The organism is Dyella sp. (genome assembly GCF_035277725.1).
Classification (GTDB): Bacteria; Pseudomonadota; Gammaproteobacteria; order Xanthomonadales; family Rhodanobacteraceae; genus Dyella_B.
Genome location: NZ_DATEJY010000224.1, coordinates 19,726 through 27,136, shown reverse-complemented (window position 1 = coordinate 27,136; position 7,411 = coordinate 19,726). Strand labels below are relative to the sequence as shown.

6 protein-coding genes are annotated in these 7,411 nt (G+C 59.6%); all 6 read right to left on the bottom strand.

Translation table 11 applies throughout. The features are described from left to right. A partial coding sequence (locus VJR68_RS18910; protein ID WP_414647819.1) for a TonB-dependent receptor plug domain-containing protein occupies positions 1–2,447 on the bottom strand: 2,447 nt, incomplete at its 3' end. A 981-nt stretch (positions 2,448–3,428) separates the two neighbouring features. Continuing rightward, on the bottom strand, positions 3,429–4,085 hold the full coding sequence (locus tag VJR68_RS18905; RefSeq protein WP_324150183.1) for an antibiotic biosynthesis monooxygenase: 657 nt from the start codon (positions 4,083–4,085) through the stop codon (positions 3,429–3,431). An 8-nt stretch (positions 4,086–4,093) separates the two neighbouring features. Next, positions 4,094–5,095: an alpha/beta hydrolase gene (locus tag VJR68_RS18900; protein ID WP_324150182.1), complete on the bottom strand. Its 1,002-nt coding sequence runs from the start codon at positions 5,093–5,095 to the stop codon at positions 4,094–4,096. 248 nt (positions 5,096–5,343) lie between these two features. After that, positions 5,344–6,222: an AraC family transcriptional regulator gene (locus VJR68_RS18895; RefSeq protein ID WP_324150181.1), complete on the bottom strand. Its 879-nt coding sequence runs from the start codon at positions 6,220–6,222 to the stop codon at positions 5,344–5,346. Positions 6,223–6,302: 80 nt separating this feature from the next. Then, positions 6,303–6,851: a YbhB/YbcL family Raf kinase inhibitor-like protein gene (locus VJR68_RS18890; protein ID WP_324150180.1), complete on the bottom strand. Its 549-nt coding sequence runs from the start codon at positions 6,849–6,851 to the stop codon at positions 6,303–6,305. Next, entirely contained in the window at positions 6,851–7,411 is a 561-nt protein-coding gene (locus VJR68_RS18885) for a hypothetical protein (protein ID WP_324150179.1), read from the bottom strand. Before VJR68_RS18885 ends, VJR68_RS18890 begins: the two co-directional genes overlap by 1 nt.

Below are 7,411 nucleotides of genomic sequence, written 5' to 3'. Positions count from 1 at the left end.
TAATTGTGGTCATCGCCATCGATGCGGTATTGCTGCATGGTGGTGGCGTTCAAGCTCAGTTTGAAGCTGCCGTATTGCTGCCATGGCAAGGCGTATTGCACGCCAACATCGTAACCGCGCGTCGTGAGACCACTGAGATTGATCGCGTAAGGCACAGTGATGGTGGTCAGCTGGCCGCCGGCATTGCGCTGGATCAGCGAGCAGAAACGCGCATCGCCTTGATAGCACTGAGCCAGCTCGTAATTGAAGTCCTCGCCGGTGATCATGTTGTTCAAGCGCACCCGCCAGGCGTCGACATTGACGGAAAAACCGGCCAACTCTTGCGGATCGTAGACTAGGCCCAGGTCGAAGGTGCGGCCAGACTCGGGCTTGATCGGCCAGTGCGCGTTGACCGCGCCGGTGGTCACAACCGTCAATGAACTCGTGTTGACGAAACTGCCATCGGTCGGCACGTTGGCGCAGGAACCAGGACCGGCGCCGCCGGTGTAATGCGCGCAAGGATCGCTGTACTGCGTAGGGTCCAGCACGCCGTTGTACGGCGAGCCATACAGATCGCCCAGCGCCGGCGCGCGGAACACTTGTGCCATCGTGCCGCGCACCAGCAGGTCGCCGATCGGTCGCCACTCCAATGCCACCTTGTTGTTGGTCGTGCTACCCCACGCGCTGTAATGCGAATAGCGCGAACCCAGGTTGAGATTGAGGGATGCCACCCCGGGCACGTCCTTGAGCAGGGGCAACTGGAATTCGGCATAGGCCTCGGCGATGGTTTCGTCATGCCCCTGGGTAAGAATGCAGCCATCCATGTAATCGCATTCACCTTGCGCATTGGCCAGCGCCACGTCGCTGCTGGTGCCCTGGGCAAAACCATCCTTGCGCCAGGCCAGCCCGAACGCGGCCTGCGCCTTGCCGGCCGGCAACGTAAACAGATCGCCGTTGACGTCGATCTCGGCGCTCTTCATCGTGCTCTTGTCCAGCAGATCGACCGGCATCAGCGTTTTGCCCAGCGCGGCGATGGTGGCCGGGTCGTTCTGGTTGAAGATGTTGGCGGGCGTGCAGCCGGCAATCACGTTGCCGGGCGTGCCGCATCGAACCACGCCGCCGCTATCGAGAAACGAGGCACCCACCGCATTGGCCAGCGCGGAAGTCACCGAAAAGCCATAGCGGACCAAGGCATCGTCGTAGCGCGCATAACCCACGCTGGCATCCCATTGCCAGGACGAATCGCCGATGCCGCCGCGCAACCCGAGCACCACATTGCTCTGGGTCATCGTCGACACGTAGCGACGGGTGAAGACTGCGGGCAGGCGCAGGTAATAGTCGCTCAACGCACTGCCGAACGGGTTGTAATAGTTTTCGGCAAGGCTATTGCTGATCGATCCCAGATCGATGCCGTAAGCGGTGAGCAGGGAATCGGTTTTGCTGCGCGTCCAGAAGGCATTCACATAAGCCTGCACGCCGTCGCTGATGCGATAGGTGCCATGCAGCGAGGCATTGTCGCGCGTCACTGGCGTCACCAGATATTGCGGAGCGTAATAGTTGTAGATGTCGCCGGGATTGCTCGCGCTGAAAGCATGGAAATCGCCGGGGTTGGTCATGCCCGCAGGCAGGTTGCCATTGGGTGCCAGCACACTGCCATCAGCAAGCACGGCGCGGCTGTTGTTGCCATACATCGCCGATACCACGCCGTTGGTATACGCCAACTGGCTGCGGGCGAAATCGCGGTTGCCGTCGTACAGCGGATTGGTCGAATTGCGGCTCAGGCCCACAATCAGGTTGCCGCGGCTCCAGGTTTTGCCGCCTTCCAGGGCAAAGTTGCGCCGATTGCCATCACCGTGACTGCTCTCACCATAGTCGGTGGTGACGGCGAAACCGTCGTACTTGTCTTTCAGGATGATGTTGACCACACCGCCGATGGCGTCGGAACCATAGATCGAGGATGCGCCATCGGTCAGCACTTCGATGCGATCGATCATCGCCGCCGGAATCGCGTTGACGTCGACGCCGGGAGCCGCACTTACGCTGCTGGCAGGTCCCGTCATGCGATGTCCATTGATCAACACCAAGGTACGCTCGGGCCCCAGATTACGCAGCGACACCAGCGCACGGCCATGGCTGAAGCCACTGTTCATGGCGGTGTTTGGCATGAAACCCGCCATCACCGGCAGGGATTGCAATAGATCGCCCACCGTCGGCTTGCCGCTGTCTTCGATCAGCTGCCGATCGATGGTGATCACCGGGCTGGCCGTCTCCACATCCACGCGCCGAATATGCGTGCCGGTGACGATCACCGCGTCAAACGTCTTGGGCTTGCCTTGATCCGACGCAGTATCCCCGGACACCGTTTGCGCCAGCACGGCACCACCACTCCATAGGCAAAGCAGCAAGACGCCGAGCAAGGTGGTGCCGATGGCGCGCGCCAGCGGCGCAAGGCGTCCATGCAGCGACATCGGAAAGTTGCTTGCGATCCCCATCACAGCTTTCTCCTGAAACGCCCCCTGGTCGCCCGGAGTATAGAAATCGATATTCGCCACGGACCAATGATTAAATGCAGCTTATGGATACTGAAATTGCAATGCTGCAACGCGTTGTTTAATACGTGCTGCAAACGCTTTGTGCTGACTTCCGCACGCTATCCGCGCAAACATGCGCAGCACGCATCATTATTTTTTGGGAAGTGGCGTGCACTCCGGGAAGAGCGACGCAGTGTCGAAAGTTGGGTTGGCGGCGGCCTAACCCCAATGGCACAAACTTAAGGACACTTCTATAAATGGCTCGCTACGCGACATGAGGCGATACGGCTGATGCTTGCTGCGATGCGCTCCCTCCCCTGCGACAGCAGGGGAGGGCTGGGATGGGGTCGCTTGGGCTTTAGCGCACAACTGAATTTCCCGAGAAAAATGGGTTTACGGTGATGTTCGGTTCCCGCCGCTCGCTGCGCGCGCACCCCACCCTAACCAATGCTCCGAACTTAAGGGTTTTCAACCGCGGGAAACTCTTTTTCGTCATTCCAGCGAAAGCTGGAATCCAGCGACTTTGGGCTGAAAGGCACTGGATTCCAGCTTTCGCTGGAATGACGGGTTTGGGTTCTGTAGCGGCTGGAAGAACCTTAAGTTCGGAGCATTGACCCTAACCCTCCCCTGCAAGCAGGGGAGGGAACCATTTGTCGCGATGGTCGAGATGCCGCTTCGCTTGAGAGCTATTTCGAAAAGTGCTCTTAAGCATCGTCGCCCCGGCGAAAGCCGGGGCCCCGGTGACGTTGAGGATCTAAAAAGTCGCTGGGTCCCGGCTTTCGCCGGGACGACGGTTCAAGGTATTTCTCAGTATTGGAGCTACGTGCGGCTTAAGTTAGTGCCATTGGGCTTAACCCAACCATGGTGCTCCGAAGACGTTGGATTACGCTGGCGCCAACCTAACCTGCGTTTACGCGATCATCTGGCCGGGTAGTACTGCGGCGCTTCGCGCCGGTCCTTCAAGCTGTAGTCGCGCACGACACGAATCGCATAGATATCCGCGCCGGCATCATTGCTGCGGATGGCGGCATCGGCGAAATTGTTCGCATCCTGTTGCGTACGCCAGCCGGCAAGGAATGCGCTGCGTTCAGCGGTCTTGAGGTGCTGGAAAACATCGCTGTCCAATACCTTCGGATGCGCCATGTTTGTGAGTGGACTCAGCGATGAACCTTCGGGAAGCGCGCCATCGATGATCGTCAATGCCGTGGCTTGCCCGATTTCTGTTTGGTCCTGCCGCATCCAACCCACCTCGCGATCTGCGAAGCGCCCAGCCACACGCGTTACTTCACCGACTCGTATCCGATAATCCTCAAGCACACCTTCGCGCCCGCGTACTTGTGCGGCGTGATGCTGTTCCAGCGTGCGCCAGTGCACTACGGCTTTCTCATTGTCCCATAGCGACAGGGACAGCAGATAGCCTTCGCGATGATGGCTGCGGAACCGCTCGTTTTCCAGAAAGCCGGGGATCTTTTCCAGCGCCGGGCGCAGGCTGGCGGCAATCTGCAAATACTCATCCTTGCGTACGGGATTGGGTTTTACTTCAAAAACCACGGCAAAGAGCGAACGATTGGACATGGGCGAAGTCACTGGACTGAATCTTCCGTCGCGTGGATAAACGCGTTGACGCTTTCGTACAGCGAGTGGCGGTTCTTTTCCAGGTGCACGACGTGCGTGCCATCATCGATGCGTAATTGCCACCTTAGTGGGCTGTGCGTGAACGTCTCAAGAAAGCGGACAGCGCCGGCATCGTTCACCACGTCGTCGTAATTGCCGTAGACGACGAATACCGGAACGGCGACGTCACTCGCGTCATACGGATAATGTCCTGCTGTTACGTTATCGATGTCATCGAGCGGGCCGTTGGGGATGCGCAATACACCAGCCGGGTCACCTTGCACGTGCGGTACCGATGCCGCAAAGGCAGGCGCCCAGCGTTTATCCACAGCAGGCTCAAGCAGGTATTTGCCCGGCGGAAGCAGATCCTTGAAACGCAACTGCGCCAAGCGTTGCTGCGCGGTGATTGTCCACCAGGCGGGATGATCCGTGGCAGGTTGCGAGGGCGTGTTCAAAGGCACGATCGGGCCGAACAATGTGAGGGACGACAAGGCATGCGGATGGGTGGCCGCAAACGTTGCCGCAGGTACGGTGCCCCAGGAGTGCGCAACGAGATGGATCGAGGTGATGCCCTGATGCTTGTGCAGTTCGTCGACCGCCAAGGCGATCTGCTCTGCGGCTGCTTTGGCATCGGTCACGGGCGGCGCTTGATTGGCAGGGTTGGACATGGCCGATGGACGGCTGGAATCGCCAAATCCCAGGAAATCCAGGCCGCAGGCGACATAGCCTTGTCGCGCGGTGTATTCGATCCATGAGTCGCCTGGCGCAAATTCAAAGCCTGACGCGAGCATGGTGGGAAAGCTGGCGCCATGGATGAACAGCACACTCTTGTGCGCGTTGGGTGTGGCGCGCGCGCAATGGAGCGCCAGATGCTCCGAGGGTGCATCCGGCAGCGTGATGTAGACCGTGCTGACGGCAATGCTTGGCATTCCTGCGGAAGAAGTCAGTGCGAAAAGGAGCGATGCGAGCATGGTGAACTCGGCGTGGAGAGAACTCCGCCACCTTAGTCAGGATGGTCGAAGGATATTTCGGTGCGGGACGAAGCGTTCGGATGCAGCCCGGTGCTAGGGCCAATGCGCCGAATTTAAGGGCAATGGCAGTAACTTAGGCAACTTTTAGCCTGAATACTGCGAAAAATTTTGAACCCGTCGTCCCGGCGAAAGCCGGGGCGACGATGCCTAAGTTAGTGCCGTTGAGCCTGCGCGAGCTGTGGCTGCCGTCACCGCAACGGCAGAAAAATATCCACCACCGCCTCATGCTCTGGCGCATCGGGAAAAAACGTCACCCGCTGCACGAATAACGGAAAATCACGCGGTTCCTCGCCGCTCTGCGGCAACCATTGCGAATAGAGGTACGCAATCGACGCGTGCAGATGGTCATCCGAGCCCACATGCCGCAACCTTGCGCACCGTCCGGCAGGAATGCGCTTGTCGACGATGCCTTCACCGGACACGTCGCGATCCACAGCGACGCAGAGATCAATGCGATAGTCCTCCGGCGCCACCTGGTATGGATCGTCGTAGAAGATATTGAACGTGGCATGCCGGCTGGGATGCAGGTGATGTTGCTTGCGCCAGGCGATGAACGAACGGATCGAATCGCCGATGCGGTTCGGATCACCACGGTGTTCGAGCACGGCAAGCCGGGTTTCCGGAAAATCCATGAGGCGAACGGCACGAGTATCGGTTTTGGGTTGCATGTAGCGGGTCCTTAGCGCAGTAAGCGGTTCGTAGGTGTCGCGCCAAGGCTCCCATTGCGGCTGTTTGCGGAACTCACTGGGCGTTTGTCCGGCACTTTTCTTGAACGCGCGCGAGAACGATTCGGGATTGTCGTAACCGCTGTCGAGTGCGATCTCGATCACCGGTTGATCATCGCGGAAGGCCAGCTGATAGGAGGCGCGTTTCAGCCGGCGCAGTTGCACGTACTTGTATACGCCGATCCCAAACAGGTCCGAGAACTGCCGCAGGAAGTGATGCTTCGAGAATGCCGCCACGTCGCTGAGCCGCGCCACGGTGAGTTCTTCATCGAGGTGCTCGTCGATGTAGCCGAGCACTTTCTGGAAACGGGCGAGGTAGGCATCCGTGGGCCGTGCGTTCAATGCGATATCTCCTTGGCGACCGAGAGCTTACGCACCGACCGCACGGTACGCCTGACAGAAATTGCTGAATTGATGCGAGTTCAGCTGCGCGTATACAGGCCGGTGATACGACCTTCCGCGAGCACATGGCCCTGGATGGCGGCATTGACCTGTTGTGCATCGGCGCCGGATGGCAGCGCAGGCGTGGTATCCAACGCGTAGATGTGAAACACATAGTGATGTGTTGTACCCGAAGGCGGGCAGGAGCCGCCGTAGCCCACATGGCCGAAGCTGTTGACGCCTTCCACCGCATGTTCGAGCCGGTGCGACGAGGTCGACGCACCCTCGGGCAACTCACGTATATCCGCGGGAATGCCATACGCCAGCCAATGCGCGAACGCGAGCGGCGCATCCGGGTCCATCACCACGATTGCGAAGCTGCGCGTGCCGGTGGGCGGCGCGGGCAAGCGAATCTCCGGCGACAGGTTCGCGCCGTCGCAGCTGAGTTTGGCCGGCATGTTGCCGCCGTCGGTAAAGCTGGCACTTTGGATGGCTAAAGAAGCCGACGATTGCCAGGCGCACGCCGCGCCGGTCGGCAGCATCAGCAGGGCGAAAGCATGCAGAAGGTGCTTGCTGCGTTGTTTACGCATTACGGACTCGCATCGGCCAGACTGACCGTTACGAACGTGCGATGGAAGAAACGTGCACGCAATGTGTTGTCGTTGAGCGAGAACGCACTAGGTGCCATTGGCTGCGCCGATGTGGACGGTGGCGACTGGCTGGCAAAGCGCAGGAACGGATCGACGAATTGGACGGACCATGGTCCGCTATGCGCATTGAGGGGCGCGCTGGGCAGGTCGCCAAGGCGCTGCACCCAGAAGGAAACCTGGCCATCTTCCGGCAGCACGAATTGCTGGCTGCTGCTCGATTGGCCTGCGTAGTAAGCGGTGAGCGGGAGTGTCTTGACCACGCGTGGATGCAGGCAGCTTTCGTCGCACATGGCTACTTGCAGTATCAGCACTGGCTGCGCGTTGGAGGCGTACACCTTGATGACATCGCCTTTCCTCAGTGCGGCGGTGCTTTGGAAAACCAGGGGCTGGCCGCTGTCGTTCTGTTGCGCCACGGTGAAGGCGGTGTTGTCGGTTGCACGGGCGCCTGTGATGAAACTCAGGCCGAGCAGGGCGCTGGCGAAGAGGCGTGACGTGGGCAT

Coding starts and splice junctions, on each gene's coding strand:
- VJR68_RS18905 (WP_324150183.1), bottom strand. CDS start 4,085: ATGTCCAATCGTTCGCTCTTTGCCGTGGTTTTTGAAGTAAAACCCAAT.
- VJR68_RS18900 (WP_324150182.1), bottom strand. CDS start 5,095: ATGCTCGCATCGCTCCTTTTCGCACTGACTTCTTCCGCAGGAATGCCA.
- VJR68_RS18890 (WP_324150180.1), bottom strand. CDS start 6,851: ATGCGTAAACAACGCAGCAAGCACCTTCTGCATGCTTTCGCCCTGCTG.
- VJR68_RS18885 (WP_324150179.1), bottom strand. CDS start 7,411: ATGCCCACGTCACGCCTCTTCGCCAGCGCCCTGCTCGGCCTGAGTTTC.